Consider the following 24261-nt stretch of genomic DNA (forward strand, 5'->3'; position numbering starts at 1 on the left):
GCATTATGCGCCGTGTGCGTTTTTGCACGTTTCTGAGCGGTCTGCTGCTGGCAGCCCCGCTGTTTGCAGCGGACAACTGGCAGGCTATCCAACAACAAGCCAAAGGCCAGACCGTCTGGTTTAACGCCTGGGGCGGCGATCGGGCGGTAAACCGCTACCTCGAGTGGGTAAGCGGTGAGATGAAAACGCATTACGACATAACCCTTAAAATCGTCCCACTGGCGGATGCCGCCGATGCGGTCAAACGTATTCAAACAGAAGCCGCCGCAGGCCGGAAAACAAACGGTTCAGTCGACCTCTTATGGGTCAACGGTGAGAACTTCCGTACCCTGAAAGCCGCTAACCTGCTGCAAACCGGATGGGCGCAGACCTTGCCCAACTGGCGCTATGTCGATACCCGTAAACCGGTTATGGAGGATTTTGCTGTCCCCACCGATGGCGCGGAATCCCCGTGGGGCGGTGCACAGCTCACCTTTATTGCCCGCCACGCAAGCCTGCCTGCGCCCCCAAACGATCCTCAGGCGTTACTGGCGTATGCGCAGCAGCATCCGGGCAAAGTCAGCTACCCACGCCCGCCCGATTTTACCGGTACGGCATTTCTGGAACAGTTGCTCCTGACCCTCACCGCTCACCCGGAGGCGCTGCAAAAAGCCCCTGATAACACCTTTGCCCAGGTGACGGCTCCGCTGTGGCACTACCTGGACAAATTACACCCGCTGCTGTGGCGAAAGGGAGAGGACTTTCCTCCCTCGCCCGCCAGAATGGATACCTTGCTTGCCAGCGGTAGTCTCAATCTCTCCCTGACCTTTAACCCGGCACATGCGCAGCAAAAAGTGGCCAGCGGTGAACTGCCTGCCGACAGCTACAGCGTTGGTTTTGACAACGGAATGATAGGCAACGTCCATTTTGTGGCCATTCCGTCGAATGCCAGTGCAAGCGCAGGCGCGAAGGTGGTCGCCAATTTCCTCCTTTCACCGCAGGCGCAAATTCGCAAGGCCGACCCGGCCATCTGGGGAGACCCGAGCGTACTGGATGCGAAAACACTGCCCGAAAAAGAAGCGAAGCTGCTCGCTGCGCATACGCCGGCAGGGCTGCCGAAAATGCTTCCCGAGCCGCACGCTGCCTGGGTTAACGCGCTGGAGCAGGAATGGCTGCGTCGTTACGGCACCCGCTGAGCTGGCTCGTCTGGCTGGCGATGGCAGTCATCTATCTGCCGTTGCTTCCCGCCGCCGCCATACTGTTTGCCCCGGCATTCTCGCTGAACAACTGGCAGTTGCTGCTTAACGACCCGCAGCTGCCACAGGCAACGGTCGCCACGCTGGTCTCAACGCTTATCGCGACGCTGGGGTCGATGTTTATCGCTCTGGTGATCGTGGCCCTCCTGTGGCCGGGCGAGCGCTGGCGACGGCTCAGCAGCCGGCTGCCGTGGCTGCTCGCCGTTCCTCATGTGGCCTTTGCCACCAGCGCTTTACTGCTTTTTGCCGAAGGGGGCCTGTTGTATCAGGTGTGTAGCGTCTGTACGCCACCACTTGACCGATACGGTGCAGGGCTGGGGCTGACGCTTGCGGTAAAAGAGAGCGCGTTTGTGCTGTGGGCCCTTTACGCCGTCCTGCCGGAAAAACGCCTTGCGCAGCAAAAGGTCGTGCTGCATACCTTCGGCTACGGGCGTTTTCAGGCGCTGAACTGGCTCATCCTTCCGACGATCGCGCCGGCTCTTGGCGCGGTGATGCTGGCGGTGCTGGCCTGGTCCCTGTCGGTAGTGGACGTGGCGATGGTGCTCGGGCCCGGCAATCCCCCGACGCTTGCCGTACTGGCGTGGCAGTGGCTCAGTCAGGGCGATGCGCAGCAGCAGACAAAGGGAACGCTGCTGTGCCTGCTTCTCCTTCTGCTGCTGGCCGCGCTTTCTGCACTGGGTTACGGCGCATGGAGACTCTGGCGTCGCACGCTGCCGGATCTGAGCGGACGCCGTCGAATGTCGCTTATCGCACCACCAGCGCGTCTGCTCAGCGGATTTCTGCCCGCCTGCGGGGTGCTTTGCGCGGTCGTGCTGCTCATGCTGGCGCAGCGGGACGACATCGGTGCGGTTGGCGCCAGTCTCACCTTTGGCCTGCTCGCCAGCCTGATTTCGCTGGGGGTAATTGTTCTCTGGCTTGAGTGGGGACCGCAGCGAGGCACACAGTGGGTGTGGTTGCCGCTGGCGCTGCCGGCGCTGCCCCTCGTTACTGGGCAATACGTTATCGCGTTGCGACTGGGTATCGACGGGCACTATGCCGCCGTGCTGTGGAGCCATCTGCTGTGGGTTTTACCGTGGATGTTGTTGGTCCTCCAGCCAGCCTGGCAGAGGATCGATCCCCGGCTGATCCTTACCGCCAGAACGCTCGGCTGGCAGCGGGGAAAAATCTTCTGCTTACTGAAATGCCCCTTGCTGGTACGCCCGGCGCTGCTGGCTTTCGCGACCGGGTTTTCCGTCAGCATGGCGCAATACATGCCAACCCTCTGGCTGGGCGCGGGCCGTTTTGCGACGCTAACCACTGAAACCGTGGCGCTCAGCAGTGGAGGCAGCATTCCACTTCTGGCTAACCGGGCGCTGGGGTTGCTGTTGGTCACGGGGAGCGTGTTTGCCCTCGCCGCCCTGCTATCCCGGCTCGCAAGCCGTTACCGACGAGGATTACGTTAATGCTGCAGGTCAGCAATCTCACCATTGAACCGCTTTTCCGCGAGGTCAATTTTTGTGTACCACGCGGCGAAATAGTCACGCTGATGGGGCCTTCCGGCAGCGGAAAATCAACCCTTTTTGCCTGGATGGTGGGCGCACTGCCAGACGACTTTCAGGCTCAGGGCGAACTGTGGCTTGATGAACGTCGCTGCGACGGACTGCCCGTGGAGGCCCGCGGGTTGGGGATCCTCTTTCAGGATGCCCTGCTGTTTGACCATTTCAGCGTCGGACAAAATTTGCTGCTGGCATTACCTGAACGGATTGTCGGACGAGCGCGGCGGGAAGCGGTCGAGCAGGCGCTCGGTTCTGCCGGGCTTGCCGGGCATTACGCCAGCGATCCTGCGACCCTTTCCGGCGGTGAACGTGCCCGGGTCAGTCTGCTGCGTGCCCTGCTTGCAGAGCCGCAGGCGTTACTGCTGGATGAACCGTTCAGCCGTCTCGATAATGCGTTACGCGCCTCGTTTCGGGCATGGGTATTTGACACTACCCGCGCACGCAATATTCCGGTGGTTCTGGTCACGCATGACGACGAAGACGTGCCCCCGGGCGGCGAAGTGATTGAGATTTCTCGCTGGCAATAATGTGCTAACGCAATGTTTTACCTTTCAGGAGAGACGACAATGCCCCCCTCTTTTACTGACGTCAGGTTATTCGATGAAACGTGTTTCTCAACTGACTGCGCTGGCCATGCTGTGCGGCCTCGCTTCATTTTCCTCTCTGGCTGCTGATATGCCGCACGCCATGACGCTGTCTCAACTTCAGGCACAACACGGTGCGGTGATCGACACCCGCGCCAGCGCGTTTTACAACGGCTGGCCGCAAACGCTGAGCGCGCCCTCCGGGCATGAGCCCGCCGCACTTAACCTTTCCGCCTCCTGGCTTGGCGCGATGAGCGATGACCAGATTGCCGTCTGGGCCAGACAGCACCAGCTTACACCGGCCATGACGATCGCGCTCTACGGCCGCGACGCCGATAATCAGGCGGTCAAAGCGCGGCTGGAAAAAGCCGGTTACCACCAGATTTCCGTGCTCAACGATGCCCTGCAGGTACCTGAGCGTCTGCAGCGTTTGCCGCACTTTGAACAACTCGTCTACCCGGAGTGGATCCACCAGCTTCAGCAGGGTAAACCCGTCACTGCCGCGCCGACGGGCGACTGGAAAGTCATTGAAGCCGCATGGGGCGCGCCGAAGTTTTATCTGCTGAACCATATTCCCGGTGCCGGCTACATTGATACCAACGAAGTGGAAAGCGAACCGCTGTGGAATAAAGTTTCTGACGACACGCTAAAAGCGATGCTGGCGAAGCACGGGATCCGTCACGATACGACCGTCATTCTGTATGGCCGTGACGTATATGCCGCCGCCCGCGTGGCGCAGATCATGCTGTATGCGGGCGTGAAGGACGTCCGCATTCTTGATGGCGGCTGGAAAGCCTGGTCTGACGCGGGTCTGCCGGTTGAACGGGGAATGCCCAAAGACGTGAAGCCCGCCCCCGATTTTGGTGCACCGATCCCCGGCCAGCCGCAGTTGATGGTGGATATGGCGCAAGCACGCGGGATGCTGCATCGCCAGGACGCGTCGCTGGTCAGCATTCGTTCCTGGCCGGAGTTCATCGGCGAAACCAGCGGCTACAGCTACATCAAGCCAAAAGGTGAAATTGCCGGTGCCCGCTGGGGTCATGCCGGTAGCGACGCCACCCATATGGAAGATTTCCATAATCCGGATGGCACCATGCGCAGCGCTGACGACATCGCCGCCATGTGGAAAACCTGGAACATCCTGCCGGAACAGCACGTCGCGTTTTACTGCGGCACCGGCTGGCGTGCGTCCGAGACGTTTATGTACGCACGGGCGATGGGCTGGAAAAATGTCGCCGTCTATGACGGCGGCTGGTACGAGTGGAGCAGTCATCCACAGAACCCCGTCTCCAGCGGAAAACGCGGGCCAGAAAGTTCACGCTAACGGGTAAGTGACTTCAGCGTCACATACCCGCTCCAGATGCGCGTTGTGGTGGTCAGCCAGCACAACGCGCCAAATATCCACGCCAGCACGCTGAAGTGCGCCGGAAAGAGGCAGCACAGCACGAACAGCGCGATCGTCTCCGTCCCCTCCGTTAACCCCCCGAGATAGTAAAACGACTTATGCGCGTAGCCGGGGTTGTCGATGTTGTGTTTCGCTGCCAGCGCGGCAAATGCCAGAAAACTGCTCCCGGTACCGATAAAGGCAAACAACAGCCAGCCAGCGGCAAGCGCGTTCTCTGCGGGGGCCGCCAGCGCGAATCCGAAGGGAACCAGCGCGTAAAACAGAAAATCGAGGGCGATATCAAGAAAGCCTCCCGCATCCGTCAGCCCGCGCCGGCGCGCCAGCGCACCGTCCAGACCATCCAGCAGGCGATTCAGCACGATGGCGACGAGCGCCGCCGGATACCAGCCGAGGGCCAGAAACGGTAAGGCCAGCACGCCTATAGCAAACCCGGTCAGGGTTAATCCGTCAGGCGTGATCCCCGGCTTATCCAGTACTGACACCAGTCGGTTGAGCGTGGGTTTAATCCGCGGGTGCAGATGACGATCAAGCATGGGGATCCTCTTTAAACGTGGCACATAACCCCTGCGCCGGGATGTCCAGCGCGGCATTAAAGCGTGCAGAGAGATTCTGAAACGCAATCAGCGCCGTCATTTCGGCGATCGCGTCCTCGCTGAAATGGCGTGTGATCTCACTTTTGATTTCGTCATTCACACGGGGCGGCGTCGCGGTGACAGCCTCGGCATAGGCCAGCGCCGCACGCTCCTCTTCGCTAAAAAGAGCGGAATCACGCCACGCGTTGACGGCCTGAACCTTATCCAATGCGCCCGAGCGCTCCGCCAGGCGCAAACTGTTGGCATCGATACAAAAAGCGCAGTGACAAAGCTGCGATACCCGGGTCATTAACAGCGAACGGAGCACCGGCGACAGGCGCGCGTGACGACGTTCGAGAAAACCGACGAACAATGCCACCAGCCAGAAAAGACGTGGCATCCTTCCCCACCAGCGCGTGGGGTTAAGCACGGCACCAAAGTGTTTTTTCTGCATGGCGGCAATCGGTTTTATGCTGACCGGAAGGGTGGCGATGGGATCTACCCAGGTGGACGTCTCTTTCACCTGATTCTCCTGATGGCTGGACTCTTAGAAAGGGCACGATAATATGGTGTTTTTCGCTAACAAGTATTGACGACCATGCTAAAAATAGTCGATGTCGTTGCGGCAATCATCGAAAAAGACAACAAAATTTTACTGGCCCAGCGCCCGGCTCATGCCGACCAGCCGGGCATGTGGGAATTCGCAGGCGGAAAAGTAGAAGCCGGTGAGACGCAGTCCGAGGCGCTTGTCCGCGAGCTTCACGAAGAACTCGGCATCCACGCGCAGCCTGGTGAGTATGTGGCAAGCCATCAGCGTGAGGTGTCACAGCGGTTAATCAACCTTCACGCCTGGCACGTTCCGGCGTTCAGCGGCGCGCTGACGGCGCATTACCACAGTGCGCTGGTGTGGTGTACGCCCGAAGATGCATTTGGTTTCAACTTAGCGCCTGCGGACATCCCGCTGCTGGAGGCGTTTATTGTTTTACGCGACGCCAGACCAGCGGATTCGTGCTAATGGTGCGTTCATCACGCTGGCACTGCAACAGAATGCCGTCCGCTTTTACCACCGCCCCTTCCGAATAGTTCTGATCCTGATAGATGCAGCACTGGTTACACGGCTGCGCTCGCTGGCCGCTGGAGCTGAACACCTCCGGCGGCACATTCACGTCCACATCCGGGCGAATGCGGTCTGCCTGCGCGCCTGCGGTAAACATCAAACATAACGCGGTTATCACGTAACGGTTCATAGACTTATCTTCCTGTTGTGCCCTGATAAAGACTATAACGGTAAACCGGCGCAGAACCTTTAATTTATCTCGTCATCGCTTTTGGTTATGACGCAGCCCCGCTGATTAATTTCCCTTTCGGCATACATTTCTGCTTGCTTCACAAAGCGGTACGGATGGTATAGTCAAAAAAACAACACAATTCGTATAAGCAATATACATAAAATAATATAAGGGGTTCTTATATCTATGGATCAGACACGCTCTCTGGAAACTTTCCTCTCTTATGTTCAACAGCGCGACCCGCATCAAAGTGAGTTTGCGCAGGCCGTACGTGAAGTCATGACCACGTTATGGCCGTTCCTTGAAGAAAACCCGCGTTATCGCCAGATGTCACTGCTTGAGCGCCTCGTGGAGCCGGAGCGCGTGATCCAGTTTCGCGTGACCTGGGTAGATGACCGTAATCAGGTCCAGGTTAACCGCGCGTGGCGCGTGCAGTTTAATTCCGCCATCGGCCCGTTTAAGGGCGGGATGCGTTTCCATCCTTCCGTGAATCTGTCGATTTTAAAATTCCTCGGCTTTGAGCAGACGTTTAAAAACGCCCTTACGACCCTGCCAATGGGCGGCGGGAAAGGCGGCAGTGATTTCGATCCGAAAGGCAAAAGCGAAGGCGAAGTGATGCGTTTCTGTCAGGCGCTGATGACCGAACTCTATCGTCATCTTGGTCCCGATACTGACGTTCCGGCGGGCGATATCGGCGTCGGTGCGCGTGAAGTGGGCTTTATGGCCGGCATGATGAAAAAGCTTTCGAATAATAGCGCCTGTGTCTTTACGGGCAAAGGGCTCTCCTTTGGCGGCAGCCTGATCCGTCCGGAAGCCACCGGCTACGGGCTGGTCTATTTTACCGAGGCGATGCTGAAGCGCCACGGCTTAGGGTTTGAAGGTATGCGCGTGGCGGTGTCCGGCTCCGGTAACGTGGCCCAGTACGCCATTGAGAAAGCAATGCAGTTCGGTGCCCGCGTGGTTACCGCGTCAGATTCACGCGGTACCGTGGTGGATGAAGCCGGTTTTACGGCCGAGAAGCTGGCTCGCCTGTGCGACATTAAAGCCAGCCGCGACGGCCGTCTGGCGGATTATGCCCGTGAATTTGGTCTGACCTGGCTCGAAGGCAAACAGCCGTGGGGCGTGCCGGTCGATATCGCCCTGCCATGTGCGACCCAGAACGAACTGGATACCGAGGCCGCACGCACCCTGATTACCAACGGCGTGAAGGCCGTGGCCGAAGGGGCGAATATGCCAACCACCATCGAAGCGACCGATCTGTTCCTTGAGGCTGGCGTGCTGTTTGCGCCGGGCAAAGCCGCGAACGCCGGCGGCGTGGCGACCTCTGGCCTGGAGATGGCGCAAAACGCCGCGCGCCTCGGCTGGAAGGCAGAGAAAGTGGATGCGCGTCTGCACCACATTATGCTGGATATTCACCACGCCTGCGTCGAGTACGGCGGTGAGGCATCGCAAACCAACTACGTGCGTGGCGCAAATATCGCCGGGTTCGTGAAGGTCGCGGATGCGATGATTGGGCAAGGGGTTATCTAAGCACGCTGTCGCCCTTTCCCGTTGGGAGAGGGCGACAACCGAAAGCACATCAGGCTGCGCTTTTTTTCTTTTTGAACGGTTTCTTCGGCGCACCACCCGGTGCAACCATCCCCCGGAACTGCTTCACCGGCGTATTACGCGCCTGGTTAATCAGCTCGTACAAGGTCCCCACCAGCGGTTGCATAAAGTCCTGATAGCGACACTGCTTTTCACTGATTTGCGTTAGCACAGATTCCCAGTGTGCCGTCATGTCCGGCCTTGCGGCCAGCTCAGGCAGTGAGTGGATCAATGCGCGCCCCGGTTCAGTCGAGTGGATATAGCGCCCTTTTTTCTCCAGAAAACCGCGCTTAAACAGCAGCTCGATAATGCCCGCACGGGTCGCTTCCGTGCCCAGTCCGTCGGTAGCACGCAAGATCTTCTTCAGATCCTTATCCTGAACAAAACGGGCGATCCCGGTCATTGCCGAGAGCAGTGTCGCATCGGTGAAGTGGCGCGGCGGTTGGGTCTGGCGTTCAACCACTTCGCCTTTCTCACACAGCAGCTCGTCATCTTTGGTGACCACCGGCAGCGGCGTGCCGTCATTCTCTTCGTCACGTTCTTTGTTGCCAAGCAGCGTGCGCCAGCCAGCCTCCGCCAGGAAACGCGCCTTGGCGATAAATTTCCCTTTGGCAATTTCCAGCTCAATCACGCATTTGCGGAACACGGCGTCCGGGCAGAACTGCATCAGGTACTGACGAGCCACCAGGTTATACACCTTCGCTTCGTTTTCCGTGAGGTTAACGTTGCTGGCGCGCGCCGTCGGGATAATCGCATGGTGGGCATCCACCTTTTTATCATCCCAGCAGCGGTTATGAATGTCCGGATTCACAACCGGTTGCGGCAGCAGATCCGGCGCGTGAACGGCAATGGCGTTCATCACCGAGTGACGGCCGGCAAAGTGCTCTTCTGGCAGATACCGGCTGTCCGAACGCGGATAGGTAATGAGTTTGTGGGTTTCGTAGAGCTTCTGGCAGATATCAAGGACGTTCTGCGCGCTCAGACCGAAGCGTTTCGCCGCTTCAATCTGCAGCGCGGAAAGCGAGAACGGCAGCGGCGCGGGTTCTGATTCCCGTTTATCGTTATAGCTGGTGACAATAGCAGGCTGACCGGTAATCCGGTTGACCACGTGCTCCGCCAGCGGACGGTGCAGCAACCGCCCCTCTTCATCCTGATACGATTCGCAGGCATCGCTTGGCTGCCAGACGGCGGTAAAGCGCTCGTCTTTCGGCGTGACGATATGCGCTTTAACCTCAAAGAAATCTTTGGCGACGAAATTCTCAATCTCTTCGTCACGACGCACCACCAGCCCCAGCACCGGCGTTTGCACACGCCCGACGGAGAGGACGCCCTGATAACCGGCATTACGCCCCAGAATGGTGTAGGCGCGGGTCATATTGATCCCGTAAAGCCAGTCAGCACGAGCGCGGGCCAGCGCGGAAACGCACAGCGGAATAAACTCGCTGTTCGCGCGCAGACGTGAAATGGCCCGCTCCACGGCCTGCGGATTGAGGTCGTTAATCAGGCAGCGCTGGACCTGCTGGCGTTTTTCCGGCGCCAGCTCCAGATAGTCCAGCACCTCATCCACCAGCAGTTGCCCTTCCCTGTCCGGGTCACCCGCGTGGATGACTTCCGTCGCGTCATGCAAAAAACGTTTAATCACGTTGAGCTGTTTGGTGACGGAAGGCCGTGGCTGCAGGCGCCATTTATCAGGGACGATGGGCAGGTCATTGAGGTTCCAGCGGGCATAGCGGCTGTCGTAGACATCCGGCTGCGCCTGCTCAAGCAGGTGACCGATACACCAGGTGACCACCTGCCCGTTACCGCATTCGATAAAGCCGTCGCCCTTGCGATGCGGCTTCGGCAGCACATCGGCAATGGCACGGGCCAGGCTCGGCTTTTCGGCAATAAACAACCGCATTGAATTAACGGATCTCAATCATCGGTCGGCCACCGCGCGCGGTCACCAGTTCACCGATCGCCGTCAGGGTAATACCAAACTCTGCGGCCGTCGCCTGAACGTCGGCTTCAGCGTCTGGCGTGACCGCCAGCAGCAAACCACCGGACGTTTGCGGATCGCACAGCAGATTGCGCCACGCTTCAGGCATTTCGCCCATGAGATGACCATAGCTGGCAAAGTTACGCTGGGTACCGCCTGGAACGGCGCCCGCTGCAATGTACTCCTCCACACCCGGCAGCTTCGGCACGTCCTGATACCAGACCTGCGCCTGTACGCCCGCGCCCTGACACACTTCGGAGAGGTGTCCGAGAAGGCCAAAACCGGTCACGTCGGTCATGGCTTTCACGCCATCGATATTCGCAAAGGCCGCACCCGCGAGGTTCATCTGGCACATGACCTCGGTTGCCAGCCCCTGGTGTTCCGGCTTCAGCAGCGATTTTTTCTCCGCAGTAGTGAGGACACCAATGCCCAGCGGTTTGGTGAGGAACAGCTTGCAGCCCGCCTGCGCGGTGCTGTTGCGTTTCACGCGCTCGGAGGGCACCACGCCCGTGACCGCGAGACCGAAGATCGGCTCCGGCGCATCGATAGAATGACCACCGGCCAGCGCGATCCCCGCCTGCTGGCAGGCAAAACGTCCCCCTTCAATCACCTCACGGGCAATTTCAGGGGCAAGGGTGTTAATCGGCCAGCCCAGAATGGCAATCGCCATAATCGGTTTGCCCCCCATGGCGAAAATATCGCTGATGGCGTTGGTGGCCGCAATCCGCCCGAAATCGAACGGGTTGTCGACAATCGGCATAAAGAAGTCGGTGGTACTGATAATGCTGGTGCCGTTACCCAGGTCATAAACTGCCGCATCGTCACGCGTTTCGTTACCGACAAGCAGGTTCGGGTCGACAAACTTCGCCTGTTCACTGTGGAGAATGGTCTCCAGCACTTTCGGGGAAATTTTACAACCGCAACCGGCTCCGTGGCTGTATTGCGTTAAACGAATGGTTTGCTCGCTCATGGACGTCTCCTGTCATCTCAATCGCGCTATGGTAGCGCTCATTCCATAAAGAGGTAAGTATGACTGTCTGAATTCTGCGGCAGATGCTCAGAATCCAGACAGTTTAGCGCGCGTTATCAGAAACGGCTGACGAAAGGCGTGGTGTCCGGCACATTAATGGTGGCGGAGGCTTTAAGCTGAGGCGTGCCGAGATAGAGGAAGCCGACAATTTTATCATGTTCGCCACAGGCGAATCCGTCGCGAACCGGCTGGCTGTTGGTCAGCGGCCCTGTGCGCCAGATACCGTTAAACCCTTGTGCCACGGCGGCCATTTGCATTGCCATGACGGCACAGCCGGCAGACATTTCCTGCTCCCAGACCGGCACTTTGTGGTCGGCCTGACATTTCGCCACGACAGCGATGATCATCGGCGCACGGAATGGCGCACTGCGGGCTTTCTCAATACCCTTCTCATCCTGACCTGCGGCAACCGCCCCCTGCTCCAGTATCTGACTGAAACGATCGCGGCCTTCACCTTCAATCACAAAGAAGTGCCATGGCTGCAGCGTACCATGATCCGGTGCACGCAGGCCGGCACGCAGAATATTCTCAAGTTGCTCCCCTGCCGGCGCCGGCTCGGTGAGACGTGAAGCGCTACGGCGGTTAACAAGCAGTTCAAGTGCGTCCATTGGTTAACTCCTTTCTTGAAATTTACTCACAAAATTAACACGGCGGCAGATTTTGTTACAGCGTAGCAGGCGATTCCTGCTGACAAGTGACGGTTGGGTCATTACGATAACCGCACATTGCCGTCCCGTGGCGACGGAAACAGTCATTTTCTGGTTAGGGAGAATACATGCGAACCCTTTGGCGAATCATTGCCGGTTTCTTTAAATGGACGTGGCGACTGCTCAACTTCGTCCGCAACCTGGTGATGAATATCTTCTTCATCCTCCTGGTTCTGGTTTGCGCAGGCGTCTGGATGCATATCAGCAACGCAAATCAGGCGCAGCATTCGACTCGCGGGGCGCTGTTACTTGATATCACGGGCGTCATCGTCGATAAGCCGTCCACCAGCAATCGTCTGGGCGTTATTGGCCGTCAGCTGTTTGGCGCGACATCAGACCGTCTTCAGGAAAACTCCCTGTTCGATATCGTCGATACCATTCGTCAGGCAAAAGACGACCGCAACATTACCGGCATCGTGCTGGATCTTAAAGATTTTGCCGGCGGCGACCAGCCTTCGATGCAATACATTGGTAAAGCGCTGCGCGAATTCCGTGACAGCGGCAAGCCGGTGATTGCGGTCGGGGACAGCTACAGCCAGGGGCAGTATTATCTGGCCAGCTTCGCCAACAAAATCTGGCTCTCCCCGCAGGGTACGGTCGATCTGCATGGCTTTGCCACTAACGGTCTGTATTACAAATCGCTGCTCGACAAACTGAAAGTCACCACCCACGTCTTCCGCGTCGGAACCTATAAATCCGCCGTGGAGCCGTTTATTCGTGATGATATGTCCCCTGCGGCCCGTGAAGCGGACAGCCGCTGGATTGGTGAGCTGTGGCAGAACTATCTGAGCACCGTGGCCGCTAACCGCCAGATAACCGCTGAACAGGTGTTCCCTGGTGCGCAGGGCGTGCTGGAAGGCCTGCGCAAGGCTGATGGTGATACCGCAAAATATGCGCTGGATAACAAACTGGTCGATGCGCTGGGCACCAGCGCGGATATCGAAAAATCACTGAGCAAACAGTTTGGCTGGAGCAAAGAGGATAAAAACTTCAGCGCTATCAGCATGTACGATTATGCGACCAAAAAACCGGATGACAGCGGTGACAGCGTCGCGGTGGTCTTTGCTAATGGTGCCATCATGGACGGCGAGGAAACGCCGGGTAACGTGGGCGGTGATACCACCGCATCGCAAATCCGTGATGCTCGCCTTGATCCGAAAGTGAAGGCGATTGTACTGCGCGTAAACAGCCCTGGCGGCAGCGTCAGCGCTTCTGAAGTGATCCGCGCTGAACTTGCCGCGGCACGTGCAGCCGGCAAGCCGGTAGTGGTATCGATGGGTGGAATGGCGGCCTCGGGCGGTTACTGGATTTCAACCCCGGCTAACTACATCGTCGCCAACCCGAGCACGCTGACCGGCTCGATTGGCATCTTTGGGGTGATTAACACCGTGGAAAACAGCCTGGATTATCTGGGCGTCCATACCGATGGCGTTGCCACTTCACCGCTGGCGGATGTGTCGGTCACCAAATCGCTGCCGCCTGAAGTCTCTGAGATGATGCAGCTCAGTATCGAGAACGGCTACAAGCGCTTTATTACGCTGGTGGCAGAGTCCCGTAAAAAGACACCGCAACAGATCGACGACATTGCGCAGGGCCACGTCTGGACCGGCCAGGATGCGAAGAATAATGGTCTGGTAGACAGCCTGGGCGACTTTGATGACGCGGTGAAAAAAGCCGCCGAGCTGGCGAAGCTCAAGCAGTGGCATGTTGAGTATTACCAGGACGAGCCGTCGTTCTTTGACCTGGTGATGAACAGCATGTCCGGCTCCGTGCGCGCCATGCTGCCTGAGGCGCTGCAGGCGTATCTGCCTGCGCCAGTCGCAACGGCGGCTAAAGCGATGAAAGCGGAAAGCGACAAACTGGCGGCCTTTAACGATCCACAAAGCCGTTACGCGTTTTGTCTGACCTGTGCAAACGTCCGTTAAACACCGTCCCCTCTTCCCGTGAAGAGGGGATTTTTTTCTTTTGAAGAACAAGAACTCACTACCATGCAGAAGAAATCGATTTATGTAGCCTACACTGGCGGTACCATCGGTATGCAGCGCTCTGAAAACGGCTATATCCCGGTCTCCGGCCACCTTCAGCGCCAGCTCGCGCTGATGCCTGAATTCCACCGTCCTGAAATGCCTGACTTCACCATCCACGAATACGAGCCGCTGATGGACTCCTCCGATATGACGCCGGAAGACTGGCAGCATATCGCGGACGACATTAAAGCCCATTACGACCAGTACGACGGCTTTGTGATCCTGCATGGTACCGACACGATGGCGTTTACCGCCTCGGCACTCTCCTTCATGCTGGAGAATCTGGGCAAACCCGTCATCGTCACCGGCTCGCAAATTCCGCTGGCGGAGCTGCGTTCTGACGGGCAGATCAACCTGCTCAACTCCCTGTATGTGGCAGCGAATTACCCGATTAACGAAGTGTCGCTGTTCTTCAACAACCGACTGTATCGCGGCAACCGGACCACGAAGGCGCACGCCGATGGCTTTGACGCTTTCGCCTCACCGAACCTGCAGCCGCTGCTGGAGGCGGGCATCCATATTCGTCGTCTGGGCACCCCGCCTGCGCCGAGCACGGCGGGCGAACTGATTGTTCATCCGATCACGCCGCAACCGATTGGCGTGGTAACGATTTACCCGGGTATCTCTGCAGATGTGGTGCGTAACTTCCTGCGCCAGCCGGTGAAAGCGCTGATCCTGCGCTCTTACGGCGTGGGCAATGCTCCGCAGAACGGCGAGTTCCTGAAAGAGCTGCAGGAAGCGAGCGAGCGCGGGATCGTGGTGGTTAACCTGACGCAATGCATGTCCGGTAAAGTCAACATGGGCGGTTACGCCACCGGTAACGCCCTCGCGCATGCAGGCGTTATCAGCGGATTCGATATGACCGTTGAAGCCACGCTGACTAAACTTCACTATTTACTGAGTCAGGATCTGGACATTCAGTCCATCCGCAGCGCGATGATGCAAAACCTGCGCGGCGAACTGACGCCGGACGAATAAGGAGGCACCATGACGCAACGCGCCCTGTTACTGGTCGATTTGCAAAATGATTTCTGTGCGGGCGGCGCACTGGCTGTCGCTGAAGGTGACAGCACCGTAGACGTGGCGAATACGCTGATTGAGTGGTGCAAAACGCGGGGTGAGGCAGTTGTCGCAAGCCAGGACTGGCACCCGGCTGATCACGGCAGTTTTGCCAGCCAGCACGGCGTTGAGCCCTTCACTCAGGGTGAACTTGACGGCCTGGCACAAACCTTCTGGCCGGATCACTGCGTGCAACAGACGGAAGGTGCGCAGCTGCATCCGCTGCTGAATCAGAAGGCCATCGACGCGGTGTTTCATAAAGGGGAAAACCCGTCTATCGACAGCTACAGCGCCTTCTTTGATAACGGGCATCGCCAGAAAACGGCGCTGGACGGGTGGTTACGCCATCACGAAATCACCGAACTGATTGTGCTGGGTCTGGCGACGGATTACTGCGTGAAGTTCACCGTGCTGGACGCCCTCCAGCTAGGCTATACCGTCAGCGTCATCACCGACGGCTGTCGTGGGGTGAACATTCAGGCGCAGGACAGCGCCCAGGCGTTTATGGATATGGCCGCGGAAGGCGCCACCCTGTATACCCTGGAAGACTGGCTGGAAACGCACGCCTGACCTTCTCGCCGGGCAAGCCACAGTGCTGCCCGGCACGCCCCGTCTCATTCCCCATAAAGTGAACTCCCTCGCATCACCAGCGAAGCGGCAATGCTATTCTCTTCAGGCTGTTTTTTCGCCACGCCTTTTCCGTGGCGTGGTTATTTTTGTTAAGTCAAAGAGGAACTTGTATGAAACGTTTGCCTTTGCTGGCAGCATTACCCCTGCTTTGCGCGTCAGTTGCTTCCGCCACTCCCCTGATGTCTGTGGGATATTTTAACGGCGGTGGCGATGTCACCGCCGGTCCCGGTGGTGATATCAATATGCTCGACGTTCGTCAGATTACCCACCTGAACTACTCATTTGGTCTGGTCTATAACGATGAGAAAGACGAAACCCATGCTGCGCTGAAAGATCCGGCGAAACTTCATCAGATCTGGCTGTCGCCAAAAGTCGCCGCCGATCTGGCGCTAATCCCGACGCTGCGTAAGCAAAATCCAAACCTGAAAGTGCTGCTCTCCGTGGGCGGATGGGGTGCGCGTGGATTCTCCGGCGCAGCCGCGACCCAAGAGAGCCGTGCGGTGTTTATCCGCTCGGCTCAGGAGATTGTCGAAAAATATGCACTCGACGGCATCGATCTTGACTGGGAATATCCGGTAAATGGCGCATGGGGACTGGTGGCCAGCACGCCAGCCGATCGCGATAACTTCACCGCACTGCTGAAAGAATTGCGCGCCGCCTTCGGGCATAAAAAGCTGGTCACCATCGCGGTGGGGGCAAATGCAGAAAGTCCGAAAAGCTGGGTGGATGTTAAGGCCATTGCCCCGCAGCTCGACTACATCAACCTGATGACCTACGACATGGCGTATGGCACACAGTATTTCAACGCCAATCTGTATGACTCCAGCGACTGGCCAACGGTGGCCGCCGCAGACAAATACAGCGTGGATTTTGTGGTGAACAACTATCTGGCGGCCGGGCTGAAGCCGCAGCAGATGAACCTCGGGATTGGTTTTTACGGCCGCGTGCCAAAACGCGCCGTGGAGCCCGGTATTGACTGGACAAAACCCGATGCGCAAAACCATCCGGTGACCCAGCCCTACTTTGGGCCTCAGGAAACCGGCTTGTTCGCGTCACTGGGTTACGACCTGACCAAAGATACGTATGTGAAGTACAACGATATTGTGAAAAAGCTCTTAAACGATCCGCAGAAGCGTTTTACCGAACACTGGGACGAACGGGCGCAAGTGCCGTGGCTTTCAGTGAATGCGGCGGACGGCAAGGCGCTGTTTGCCCTTTCCTATGAGAACCCGCGTTCCGTCGCCATCAAAGCGGATTACATCAAGGAGAAAGGTCTCGCCGGGGCGATGTTCTGGGAGTACGGCGCGGATGACAATAACCAGTTAGCGAAACAGCTGGCGGAGTCGCTGGGAATTAAACCCAAAGAGTAAGATAAGCACGCCCTCTCTCCAGAGAGAGGGCGCTGGCAGGACTGCCGCCCCACCGTTACTGCATCTTTATCGTCGCGATCGGCTTTGGCGTGATACCAAAGTCCTCTTTCAGCTCGCGCTTGCTCTTCATCACCATCTGGCCTTGAGTGTCGATAGTCATGTGTTGCGCGTCGGTATTGTTACGCGCCTGCCAGAGCATCACCAGTTGCAGACTGTTCTCTTTTTGCTCCGGCGTGAGCGCGACACCGTCCGGCCATTTGCCCAGTTCAACAGCAGTCACCAGGCGCTGATACACCTCCGGCGTCATACCGCTAATCATGTCATCAATATTCACGATCTCTCCCTTTCAAAGGAATAATTTGCTGAATCGTTTTTTCAACCTTTGATCTGGTCACCGTTTTCATCATCGGTGAAGCTCATCGACGCAGAATTCACACAGAAACGCTCACCCGTCGGTTGAGGGCCATCCGGGAAGACGTGTCCAAGGTGGGCGTCACAGGTTCCGCAACGAATTTCAGTTCGCACCATGCCGTGCGACGTGTCGCTCAGGTAGCGGATCGCATCGTCACTAACCGGCTCATAAAAGCTTGGCCAGCCACAGCCAGAATCGAACTTCGTTTGGGAATTGAACAACGGGGCGTCACATACCAGACAGTGGTAGACACCGTCGCGCTTGTTGTGCAGTAAACGGCCGGTAAAAGGCGGTTCGGTTCCGTGATTTTGCGTCACGTAAAACTGCATTTCGGTGAGGTTTTTTTTCAAATCGTCAGGGTTACGTTGGTTCGACATATGCTTACATCTCGCTGTAGAAACAGACATCTTTTAACCCGGATTCTAACAAAACATTAACACCCTTGCGTGCACTTTTGTTCTAAACTTATGTGTCGCGAAAAGGCGGTCAGGCAATTGTGATCATGTTCACATTTTTATCCTGCGAGGACTTTAAAATGCCGCGCGCAGCCCCCATGTGGTTGCTAGCTCAAAGGGAAAGTGAGGCGAGTCAGTCGCACAAACGTTAGTCACAGGATTGATTTGTCGCAATGATTGACACGATTCCGCTTGACGCTGCGTAAGGTTTTTGTAATTTTACAGGCAACCTTTTATTCACTAACAAATAGCTGGTGGAATATATGACTATCAAAGTAGGTATCAACGGTTTTGGCCGTATCGGCCGTATTGTTTTCCGTGCTGCTCAGAAACGTTCTGACATCGAAATCGTTGGTATCAACGATCTCCTGGACGCTGAATACATGGCGTACATGCTGAAGTACGACTCAACTCACGGTCGTTTCGACGGCACCGTTGAAGTGAAAGACGGCCACCTGGTTGTTAATGGCAAAACCATCCGCGTTACTGCTGAGAAAGACCCAGCTAACCTGAAATGGAACGAAATCGGTGTTGATGTTGTAGCTGAAGCTACCGGTATCTTCCTGACCGACGAAACTGCGCGTAAACACATCACCGCGGGTGCGAAAAAAGTTGTTCTGACCGGTCCTTCTAAAGACAACACCCCAATGTTCGTTCGTGGTGCAAACTTCGAAACTTACGCTGGCCAGGACATCGTTTCTAACGCATCCTGCACCACCAACTGCCTGGCACCGCTGGCTAAAGTAATCAACGACAACTTCGGCATCGTCGAAGGTCTGATGACTACCGTTCACGCGACCACCGCGACTCAGAAAACTGTTGACGGCCCGTCTCACAAAGACTGGCGTGGCGGCCGTGGCGCGGCTCAGAACATCATCCCATCCTCTACCGGTGCAGCTAAAGCTGTAGGTAAAGTACTGCCAGAACTGAATGGCAAACTGACTGGTATGGCGTTCCGCGTTCCAACTCCTAACGTATCCGTTGTTGACCTGACCGTTCGTCTGGAAAAAGCTGCTTCTTATGAAGAAATTAAGAAAGCAATCAAAGCTGCTTCCGAAGGCGCAATGAAAGGCGTTCTGGGCTACACCGAAGACGACGTTGTATCTACCGATTTCAACGGCGAAGTGTGCACTTCCGTGTTCGATGCTAAAGCAGGTATCGCACTGAACGACAACTTCGTGAAACTGGTTTCCTGGTACGACAACGAAACCGGCTACTCTAACAAAGTACTGGACCTGATCGCTCACATCTCCAAATAAGTTGAGATGAGTTCTTGATCCAAAAAGGCGACTTCGGTCGCCTTTTTTATTGTTTTTAGACAGAGGATTGCTTAATGATTAATAAAATTTTTGCACTTCCGGTAGTCGAACAACTTACCCCTGTGCTCTCCCGCCGACAGATTGATGGTGCGGATATCATCGTCGTTGACCACCCGCGCGTAAAAGCCTCCGTGGCGCTGAACGGCGCACACCTGCTCTCCTGGAAACCTGAAGGCGAAACGGAAGCACTGTGGCTGAGCGACGCGACCTCCTTTAAAAAAGGGGATGCGATTCGCGGCGGCGTGCCTATTTGCTGGCCATGGTTTGGTCCTTCCGCTGAGAAAGGCCTACCCTCTCACGGTTTTGCCCGTAACCAGCAGTGGACGCTGAAAGCGCACAATGAAGACGATAACGGTGCGGTACTGACCTTTGAGCTGCAGGCGAATGAGGAAACCCGTGCCCTGTGGCCGCACGATTTCACCCTGTACGCACGCTTCAAGCTGGGCAAAACCTGCGAAATCGAACTGGAAGCGCACGGTGAATTTGAAACCACCTCCGCCCTGCACACCTATTTCAACGTTGGTGACATCAGTGCCGTGAAGGTGAGCGGCCTTGGCGATACCTTTATCGACAAAGTGGATAACGCGAAAGAAGGAAAACTGAGCGACGGCATTCAGACGTTCCCGGATCGTACTGACCGCGTTTACCTGCATCCGGAAGCGTGCAACGTGATCCACGACAGCGCCCTGAACCGTGGTATCGAAGTGGTACACCACCATCACAGCAACGTGGTGGGCTGGAACCCAGGCCCGGCACTTTCTGTCAGTATGGCCGACGTGCCTGATGACGGTTACAAAACCTTCGTCTGTGTGGAAACGGCGTGCGTCACTGCGCCACAAAAAACCAGCGAAGAAAAACCGTCTCGCTTAGGGCAGACAATCAGTATTGTGAAGCGCTAATACGCTACCGCCCCTCTTCCTGTAAAGGAGAGGGGCATGCGTCAGGATTAAACGACATCCAGCGGGCGTTTATGGGTGGGTGGCGGGAAAGCATTATCCAGTTTGTGACGTTCTTCCGCGGTGAGGGTTATCTCCAGCGCTCCAGCGTTGGCGTTAACATGCTCAATTGAGGCCGCTTTTGGTATGGCAATAACACCCTGATGGCGGATAACCCACGCCAGCAGAATTTGGGCGGCAGTGGCGCGGTGGTTATGCGCGATGGCATTCACGACCGGATGGTTCATCAGCCCCGAACGCAGGCGCCCAGCCTGAGCCAGCGGGCAGTAAGCCATCACCGGCATCGCCTGTTGCTGACACCAGGGAAGCAGATCAAATTCAATTCCCCGTGACGCCAGATGATAAAGTACCTGATTAGTGGCACAGGCGGAACCGCCCTCTTCACGCCACAGCGCCTGCATATCTTCATAATCCAGGTTTGAGACGCCCCAGCGGCCAATTTTTCCCTGCTGCTGGAGTGTGTCCATCAGCGTAATGGTTTCATCCAGGCCATAGTTACCGCGCCAGTGCAGAAGGTAGAGATCGATATGGTCTGTCCCAAGACGTCGCAGACTGGCATCACACGCCGCCAGGCCTTTCTGACCGCCAGCGTTCCACGGGTAGACTTTTGATACCAGAAAAACGTTGTCGCGCTGGCCTTTAATGGCCTCCCCGACCACCTCTTCCGCTCCGCCTTCGGCATACATTTCAGCGGTATCAATTAACGTTAACCCCAGATCAATGCCCGCCCGCAGTGCATTCACTTCGGATTTACGCTGGCTGGCTTTTTCTCCCATATACCAGGTACCCTGTCCGATAGCCGGAAGTGGACGCCCTGCGGAAAAGGTCACGGTTTTTACGCTCATATCATCCCCTCTTTTTCGTTGCACCACACCAATGCAAACGGGGCGCAAGCGCCCCGTTTTGATGCAATGATTGCACTGTTTTAATGCACAATCAGAACTTGTAGGACACACCGACTGAGAATATGCCCGCCCAGGACTTATCAACCATCGGGCTGTCTTTCACTTCATCGCTCAGACGCTCATAGCGCCCGGTACCGTAGACGTTCCAGTCACCGAGGAAGTTATAGCTTGCCGTCAGCTCAAGGTACGGATCCCAACCGTCGTCCGCACTGTAGCTCTTCAGACCGCTACGACGGGATTCGTTCTTAGAAACACCATAGTAGTAGTCGTTGTAGTTCTCACTGTTATATTGCACACCGATACCCGGGGTTAGTGTTAACGCACCGTTGGTGTAGCGATAGAGCCAGGCCAGATCCCAGATAAAACCGTTGCTGTTATCCAGCGTATCCCCCGCAAGCGCGGTACGCAGGAAGCCATATTCGGTGTTATGCACATAAGAGAGTCCCGCCATCATGGTGCTCTTACGCTTGTCGAGCTGGCGAAGCGCATGGCTGTCGCTGTCACCCGGCTTGAAGTGCGTCGGATCGTAGTAAGCCATGATGGAGAGCTTGTCGGCCGTATCATTCCAGAGATAATAGCCACCGCCCAGACCGCGGAACCAGAAGTTATCGCCTTCATAGGTGACAACCGGAACTGGATAAACATCACGATCATACTGTTTGTATGGGCTGTTAATCACGCCAACGCCCGCGCCAACAGTCCACTGACTTTCCGCCGCCTGTGCGGTGCTAACAGCGGTTGCGGCAAGTACGCCCAATGCCAGAAGTTTGAGTTTGGTCACAATCCATTCTTTCCTGTAGTCAAATAATCAGCGAGAGAAGTTTAACCGCCATTGTCGTACATCCCAAAATTTTTTGCCTGCTAATCAGTCTGATTAACCCGTTATTTTCAACTTTTCAGGTGACAGCCTGCTTTCATTTATATGACTACTGAATGAAAAACGTGCTTTTACCCTAAAACAGCAGGGGAAATTTTTGGATGAGTTATTGATATGTCATTGAAATTAGATTTTATCGGCATGCAAGTTTTGCAAATGCCATCTACGCTTTAAATTAAGAAGAGTTTTTTCTGAACACCCTGCGGTTCTTAGCGTCTGACCTGGCACACAGGTTGCTGCTCTGGCAGTGAGGTGCGAGAGATTCTCTTCCGGGAGCCTCCACTACTCATACGAACGGCTCTTATCCTGTGCTAAAAAACGAAAGGACGGCATGCCATGAATATATTCGATCACTATCGCCAGCGTTATGAAGCTGCCAAGGACGAAGAGTTCACACTGCAGGAGTTTCTTACCATTTGTCGGCAAGATCGCAGTGCCTATGCCAATGCGGCAGAACGGCTATTAATGGCTATTGGTGAGCCAAACATGGTTGATACTGCCCTGGAACCTCGGCTTTCCCGTCTCTTTTCGAATCGGGTGGTCGCCCGCTACCCGGCGTTTGAAGAGTTCTATGGTATGGAAGATGCCATCGAACAGATTGTCTCCTACCTGAAGCATGCCGCCCAGGGTCTGGAAGAGAAGAAACAGATCCTTTATTTACTCGGCCCTGTGGGTGGGGGTAAATCATCACTGGCTGAACGTCTGAAATCACTGATGCAACGCGTCCCTATCTATGTGCTGAGCGCTAACGGTGAACGCAGCCCGGTGAATGACCATCCGCTGTGCCTGTTTAATCCGCAGGAAGATGCGCAAATTCTGGATAAAGAGTTTGGTATTCCGCGGCGCTATCTTGGCACCATCATGTCGCCTTGGGCGGCAAAACGCCTGCACGAGTTTGGTGGGGATATCACCAAATTCCGCGTCGTCAAGGTGTGGCCATCCATTCTGGAACAGATTGCTATCGCCAAAACTGAACCGGGTGATGAGAACAACCAGGATATCTCCGCCCTGGTGGGTAAAGTCGATATTCGTAAGCTGGAAAACTACGCGCAAAACGACCCGGATGCCTACGGTTACTCGGGTGCGCTGTGCCGCGCCAACCAGGGGATTATGGAGTTCGTCGAGATGTTTAAAGCACCGATTAAAGTGCTGCATCCGCTGCTGACGGCCACCCAGGAAGGCAACTACAACGGTACGGAAGGTATTTCCGCCCTGCCGTTTAACGGCATTATCCTCGCGCACTCAAACGAATCTGAGTGGGTCTCCTTCCGTAATAACAAAAACAATGAGGCGTTCCTTGACCGTGTCTACATCGTCAAAGTGCCTTATTGCCTGCGGATCTCCGAAGAGATCAAAATTTACGAGAAACTGCTTAACCACAGTGAGCTGGTACACGCACCTTGCGCACCAGGCACCCTGGAAACGCTGTCGCGCTTCTCCATTCTCTCGCGCCTGAAAGAGCCGGAAAACTCCAGCATCTACTCGAAAATGCGCGTGTATGACGGGGAAAGCCTGAAAGATACCGACCCGAAAGCGAAGTCTTATCAGGAGTACCGCGACTACGCCGGTGTGGACGAAGGGATGAACGGTCTGTCCACGCGTTTCGCCTTTAAGATCCTCTCCCGCGTGTTTAACTTCGACCATGCGGAAGTGGCAGCCAACCCGGTTCATTTGTTCTACGTGCTGGAGCAGCAAATTGAACGCGAGCAGTTCCCGCAGGAACAGGCTGAACGCTACCTTGAGTTCCTGAAAGGCTACCTGATCCCGAAATATGCGGAGTTCATCGGCAAAGAGATCCAGACCGCCTACCTGGAGTCTTATTCAGAGTACGGGCAGAACATTTTTGACCGTTATGTCACCTATGCTGACTTCTGGATCCAGGATCAGGAGTACCGCGACCCGGATACCGGCCAGCTGTTCGACCGGGAATCCCTGAACGCAGAGCTGGAAAAAATCGAGAAGCCGGCCGGGATCAGTAACCCGAAAGACTTCCGTAACGAGATTGTGAACTTCGTCCTGCGCGCCAGAGCGCATAACAACGGACGTAATCCGAACTGGACCAGCTACGAGAAACTGCGCACGGTAATCGAGAAGAAAATGTTCTCCAATACTGAAGAGCTGTTGCCGGTGATTTCGTTTAACACCAAAACGTCAACCGATGAGCAGAAAAAGCACGACGATTTTGTCGACCGTATGATGGAGAAAGGCTACACCCGCAAACAGGTTCGCCTGCTCTGCGAATGGTATCTGCGCGTACGTAAATCGTCTTAATATAAGTACAAGTGCCCGGTAGCGCATACGCCTGCCGGGCTACAAAAATGTCCGGCAC

General features: G+C 56.1%; 23 protein-coding genes. 13 read left to right on the forward strand and 10 right to left on the reverse strand.

From position 1 onward, the window contains the following. Window positions 1-14 precede the first annotated feature (14 nt). From L466_RS07910 to L466_RS07895, 4 genes are all read left to right on the forward strand, one after another. Window positions 15-1175, forward strand: a complete 1161-nt coding sequence (locus L466_RS07910) for an ABC transporter substrate-binding protein (RefSeq protein WP_025204412.1) — start codon at window positions 15-17, stop codon at window positions 1173-1175. Next, the gene (locus tag L466_RS07905; RefSeq protein WP_032681218.1) at window positions 1148-2677 is read left to right on the forward strand and encodes an ABC transporter permease family protein; all 1530 of its coding nucleotides are present in this window, start codon (window positions 1148-1150) and stop codon (window positions 2675-2677) included. Before L466_RS07910 ends, L466_RS07905 begins: the two co-directional genes overlap by 28 nt. Then, complete coding sequence (locus L466_RS07900; RefSeq protein ID WP_032681219.1) at window positions 2677-3297, forward strand: ATP-binding cassette domain-containing protein; 621 nt, start codon at window positions 2677-2679, stop codon at window positions 3295-3297. Before L466_RS07905 ends, L466_RS07900 begins: the two co-directional genes overlap by 1 nt. A gap of 73 nt (window positions 3298-3370) precedes the next feature. After that, window positions 3371-4678 (forward strand): rhodanese-like domain-containing protein, encoded by a 1308-nt coding sequence (locus L466_RS07895; protein WP_032681220.1) that lies wholly within the window; start codon window positions 3371-3373, stop codon window positions 4676-4678. On the opposite strand, the gene L466_RS07890 is transcribed toward L466_RS07895, so the two are convergent. Together L466_RS07890 and L466_RS07885 are read right to left on the reverse strand one after the other, a co-directional pair. Further along, window positions 4675-5292, reverse strand: coding sequence for a CDP-alcohol phosphatidyltransferase family protein (locus L466_RS07890; protein WP_025204416.1), 618 nt, complete (start codon window positions 5290-5292; stop codon window positions 4675-4677). The genes L466_RS07895 and L466_RS07890 overlap by 4 nt on opposite strands. Beyond that, window positions 5285-5854 (reverse strand): carboxymuconolactone decarboxylase family protein, encoded by a 570-nt coding sequence (locus L466_RS07885; RefSeq protein WP_020884431.1) that lies wholly within the window; start codon window positions 5852-5854, stop codon window positions 5285-5287. Before L466_RS07885 ends, L466_RS07890 begins: the two co-directional genes overlap by 8 nt. A 75-nt stretch (window positions 5855-5929) precedes the next feature. Here L466_RS07885 and L466_RS07880 point away from each other — a divergent pair, with 75 nt between their 5' ends. Continuing rightward, window positions 5930-6346, forward strand: coding sequence for a pyrimidine (deoxy)nucleoside triphosphate diphosphatase (locus tag L466_RS07880; RefSeq protein ID WP_032681221.1), 417 nt, complete (start codon window positions 5930-5932; stop codon window positions 6344-6346). On the opposite strand, the gene L466_RS07875 is transcribed toward L466_RS07880, so the two are convergent. Continuing rightward, window positions 6306-6578 carry a YnjH family protein gene (locus tag L466_RS07875; RefSeq protein ID WP_032677956.1) on the reverse strand — a complete coding sequence of 91 codons (273 nt, stop codon included), beginning with the start codon at window positions 6576-6578 and terminating at the stop codon, window positions 6306-6308. The genes L466_RS07880 and L466_RS07875 overlap by 41 nt on opposite strands. Window positions 6579-6806: 228 nt before the next feature. Between L466_RS07875 and gdhA the strand changes: the two genes are divergently transcribed. After that, window positions 6807-8150: an NADP-specific glutamate dehydrogenase gene (gene gdhA, locus L466_RS07870; RefSeq protein ID WP_020884434.1), complete on the forward strand. Its 1344-nt coding sequence runs from the start codon at window positions 6807-6809 to the stop codon at window positions 8148-8150. Between the two features lie 49 nt (window positions 8151-8199). On the opposite strand, the gene L466_RS07865 is transcribed toward gdhA, so the two are convergent. From L466_RS07865 to L466_RS07855, 3 genes are all read right to left on the reverse strand, one after another. Next, complete coding sequence (locus L466_RS07865) at window positions 8200-10107, reverse strand: DNA topoisomerase III (RefSeq protein WP_032681222.1); 1908 nt, start codon at window positions 10105-10107, stop codon at window positions 8200-8202. Window positions 10108-10111: 4 nt separating this feature from the next. Then, on the reverse strand, window positions 10112-11155 hold the full coding sequence (selD, locus tag L466_RS07860; protein WP_032681223.1) for a selenide, water dikinase SelD: 1044 nt from the start codon (window positions 11153-11155) through the stop codon (window positions 10112-10114). Between the two features lie 116 nt (window positions 11156-11271). Next, a complete protein-coding gene (locus L466_RS07855) occupies window positions 11272-11823 on the reverse strand; it encodes an NAD(P)H nitroreductase (protein WP_014169648.1) in 552 nt (183 codons plus the stop codon). A 167-nt stretch (window positions 11824-11990) separates the two neighbouring features. Here L466_RS07855 and sppA point away from each other — a divergent pair, with 167 nt between their 5' ends. From sppA to L466_RS07835, 4 genes are all read left to right on the forward strand, one after another. Then, on the forward strand, window positions 11991-13847 hold the full coding sequence (sppA, locus tag L466_RS07850; protein ID WP_032681224.1) for a signal peptide peptidase SppA: 1857 nt from the start codon (window positions 11991-11993) through the stop codon (window positions 13845-13847). A gap of 63 nt (window positions 13848-13910) precedes the next feature. Next, window positions 13911-14927, forward strand: coding sequence for an asparaginase (gene ansA, locus L466_RS07845; protein WP_020884438.1), 1017 nt, complete (start codon window positions 13911-13913; stop codon window positions 14925-14927). Between the two features lie 9 nt (window positions 14928-14936). Next, window positions 14937-15578 (forward strand): bifunctional nicotinamidase/pyrazinamidase, encoded by a 642-nt coding sequence (gene pncA, locus L466_RS07840; protein ID WP_032681225.1) that lies wholly within the window; start codon window positions 14937-14939, stop codon window positions 15576-15578. Between the two features lie 170 nt (window positions 15579-15748). After that, complete coding sequence (locus L466_RS07835) at window positions 15749-17008, forward strand: chitinase ChiD (protein WP_032681226.1); 1260 nt, start codon at window positions 15749-15751, stop codon at window positions 17006-17008. Window positions 17009-17063: 55 nt separating this feature from the next. Here L466_RS07835 and L466_RS07830 read toward each other — a convergent pair whose 3' ends face one another. Next, on the reverse strand, window positions 17064-17327 hold the full coding sequence (locus tag L466_RS07830; protein WP_153852331.1) for a YeaC family protein: 264 nt from the start codon (window positions 17325-17327) through the stop codon (window positions 17064-17066). Window positions 17328-17383: 56 nt separating this feature from the next. Further along, a complete protein-coding gene (msrB, locus tag L466_RS07825) occupies window positions 17384-17797 on the reverse strand; it encodes a peptide-methionine (R)-S-oxide reductase MsrB (RefSeq protein WP_020884441.1) in 414 nt (137 codons plus the stop codon). 341 nt (window positions 17798-18138) lie between these two features. Here msrB and gapA point away from each other — a divergent pair, with 341 nt between their 5' ends. Then, window positions 18139-19134 carry a glyceraldehyde-3-phosphate dehydrogenase gene (gene gapA, locus L466_RS07820; RefSeq protein WP_020884442.1) on the forward strand — a complete coding sequence of 332 codons (996 nt, stop codon included), beginning with the start codon at window positions 18139-18141 and terminating at the stop codon, window positions 19132-19134. 74 nt (window positions 19135-19208) lie between these two features. Next, window positions 19209-20093: a D-hexose-6-phosphate mutarotase gene (locus L466_RS07815; protein WP_014169640.1), complete on the forward strand. Its 885-nt coding sequence runs from the start codon at window positions 19209-19211 to the stop codon at window positions 20091-20093. 47 nt (window positions 20094-20140) lie between these two features. Here L466_RS07815 and L466_RS07810 read toward each other — a convergent pair whose 3' ends face one another. Both L466_RS07810 and L466_RS07805 read right to left on the reverse strand, forming a co-directional pair. Beyond that, window positions 20141-20995: an aldo/keto reductase gene (locus L466_RS07810; protein WP_032681227.1), complete on the reverse strand. Its 855-nt coding sequence runs from the start codon at window positions 20993-20995 to the stop codon at window positions 20141-20143. 91 nt (window positions 20996-21086) lie between these two features. After that, window positions 21087-21836, reverse strand: a complete 750-nt coding sequence (locus L466_RS07805) for a MipA/OmpV family protein (RefSeq protein WP_014169638.1) — start codon at window positions 21834-21836, stop codon at window positions 21087-21089. Window positions 21837-22268: 432 nt separating this feature from the next. On the opposite strand from L466_RS07805, the gene yeaG reads away from it, so the two are divergent. Beyond that, window positions 22269-24203 (forward strand): protein kinase YeaG, encoded by a 1935-nt coding sequence (gene yeaG, locus L466_RS07800; protein ID WP_014169637.1) that lies wholly within the window; start codon window positions 22269-22271, stop codon window positions 24201-24203. Window positions 24204-24261 lie beyond the last annotated feature (58 nt).

It is taken from the genome of Enterobacter sp. BIDMC 30, from assembly GCF_000534355.1.
GTDB classification, from domain to species: domain Bacteria; phylum Pseudomonadota; class Gammaproteobacteria; order Enterobacterales; family Enterobacteriaceae; genus Enterobacter; species Enterobacter ludwigii.

What these genes read in the sequence shown, in the direction of transcription:
- L466_RS07855 (WP_014169648.1), bottom strand. Translation starts at nt 11,823, where the DNA reads ATGGACGCACTTGAACTGCTTGTTAACCGCCGTAGCGCTTCACGTCTC.
- sppA (WP_032681224.1), top strand. Translation starts at nt 11,991, where the DNA reads ATGCGAACCCTTTGGCGAATCATTGCCGGTTTCTTTAAATGGACGTGG.
- L466_RS07865 (WP_032681222.1), bottom strand. Translation starts at nt 10,107, where the DNA reads ATGCGGTTGTTTATTGCCGAAAAGCCGAGCCTGGCCCGTGCCATTGCC.
- L466_RS07835 (WP_032681226.1), top strand. Translation starts at nt 15,749, where the DNA reads ATGAAACGTTTGCCTTTGCTGGCAGCATTACCCCTGCTTTGCGCGTCA.
- L466_RS07890 (WP_025204416.1), bottom strand. Translation starts at nt 5,292, where the DNA reads ATGCTTGATCGTCATCTGCACCCGCGGATTAAACCCACGCTCAACCGA.
- L466_RS07875 (WP_032677956.1), bottom strand. Translation starts at nt 6,578, where the DNA reads ATGAACCGTTACGTGATAACCGCGTTATGTTTGATGTTTACCGCAGGC.
- selD (WP_032681223.1), bottom strand. Translation starts at nt 11,155, where the DNA reads ATGAGCGAGCAAACCATTCGTTTAACGCAATACAGCCACGGAGCCGGT.
- L466_RS07830 (WP_153852331.1), bottom strand. Translation starts at nt 17,327, where the DNA reads ATGATTAGCGGTATGACGCCGGAGGTGTATCAGCGCCTGGTGACTGCT.
- gapA (WP_020884442.1), top strand. Translation starts at nt 18,139, where the DNA reads ATGACTATCAAAGTAGGTATCAACGGTTTTGGCCGTATCGGCCGTATT.
- ansA (WP_020884438.1), top strand. Translation starts at nt 13,911, where the DNA reads ATGCAGAAGAAATCGATTTATGTAGCCTACACTGGCGGTACCATCGGT.
- gdhA (WP_020884434.1), top strand. Translation starts at nt 6,807, where the DNA reads ATGGATCAGACACGCTCTCTGGAAACTTTCCTCTCTTATGTTCAACAG.
- msrB (WP_020884441.1), bottom strand. Translation starts at nt 17,797, where the DNA reads ATGTCGAACCAACGTAACCCTGACGATTTGAAAAAAAACCTCACCGAA.
- pncA (WP_032681225.1), top strand. Translation starts at nt 14,937, where the DNA reads ATGACGCAACGCGCCCTGTTACTGGTCGATTTGCAAAATGATTTCTGT.
- L466_RS07815 (WP_014169640.1), top strand. Translation starts at nt 19,209, where the DNA reads ATGATTAATAAAATTTTTGCACTTCCGGTAGTCGAACAACTTACCCCT.
- L466_RS07895 (WP_032681220.1), top strand. Translation starts at nt 3,371, where the DNA reads ATGAAACGTGTTTCTCAACTGACTGCGCTGGCCATGCTGTGCGGCCTC.
- L466_RS07905 (WP_032681218.1), top strand. Translation starts at nt 1,148, where the DNA reads ATGGCTGCGTCGTTACGGCACCCGCTGAGCTGGCTCGTCTGGCTGGCG.
- L466_RS07880 (WP_032681221.1), top strand. Translation starts at nt 5,930, where the DNA reads ATGCTAAAAATAGTCGATGTCGTTGCGGCAATCATCGAAAAAGACAAC.
- yeaG (WP_014169637.1), top strand. Translation starts at nt 22,269, where the DNA reads ATGAATATATTCGATCACTATCGCCAGCGTTATGAAGCTGCCAAGGAC.
- L466_RS07900 (WP_032681219.1), top strand. Translation starts at nt 2,677, where the DNA reads ATGCTGCAGGTCAGCAATCTCACCATTGAACCGCTTTTCCGCGAGGTC.
- L466_RS07810 (WP_032681227.1), bottom strand. Translation starts at nt 20,995, where the DNA reads ATGAGCGTAAAAACCGTGACCTTTTCCGCAGGGCGTCCACTTCCGGCT.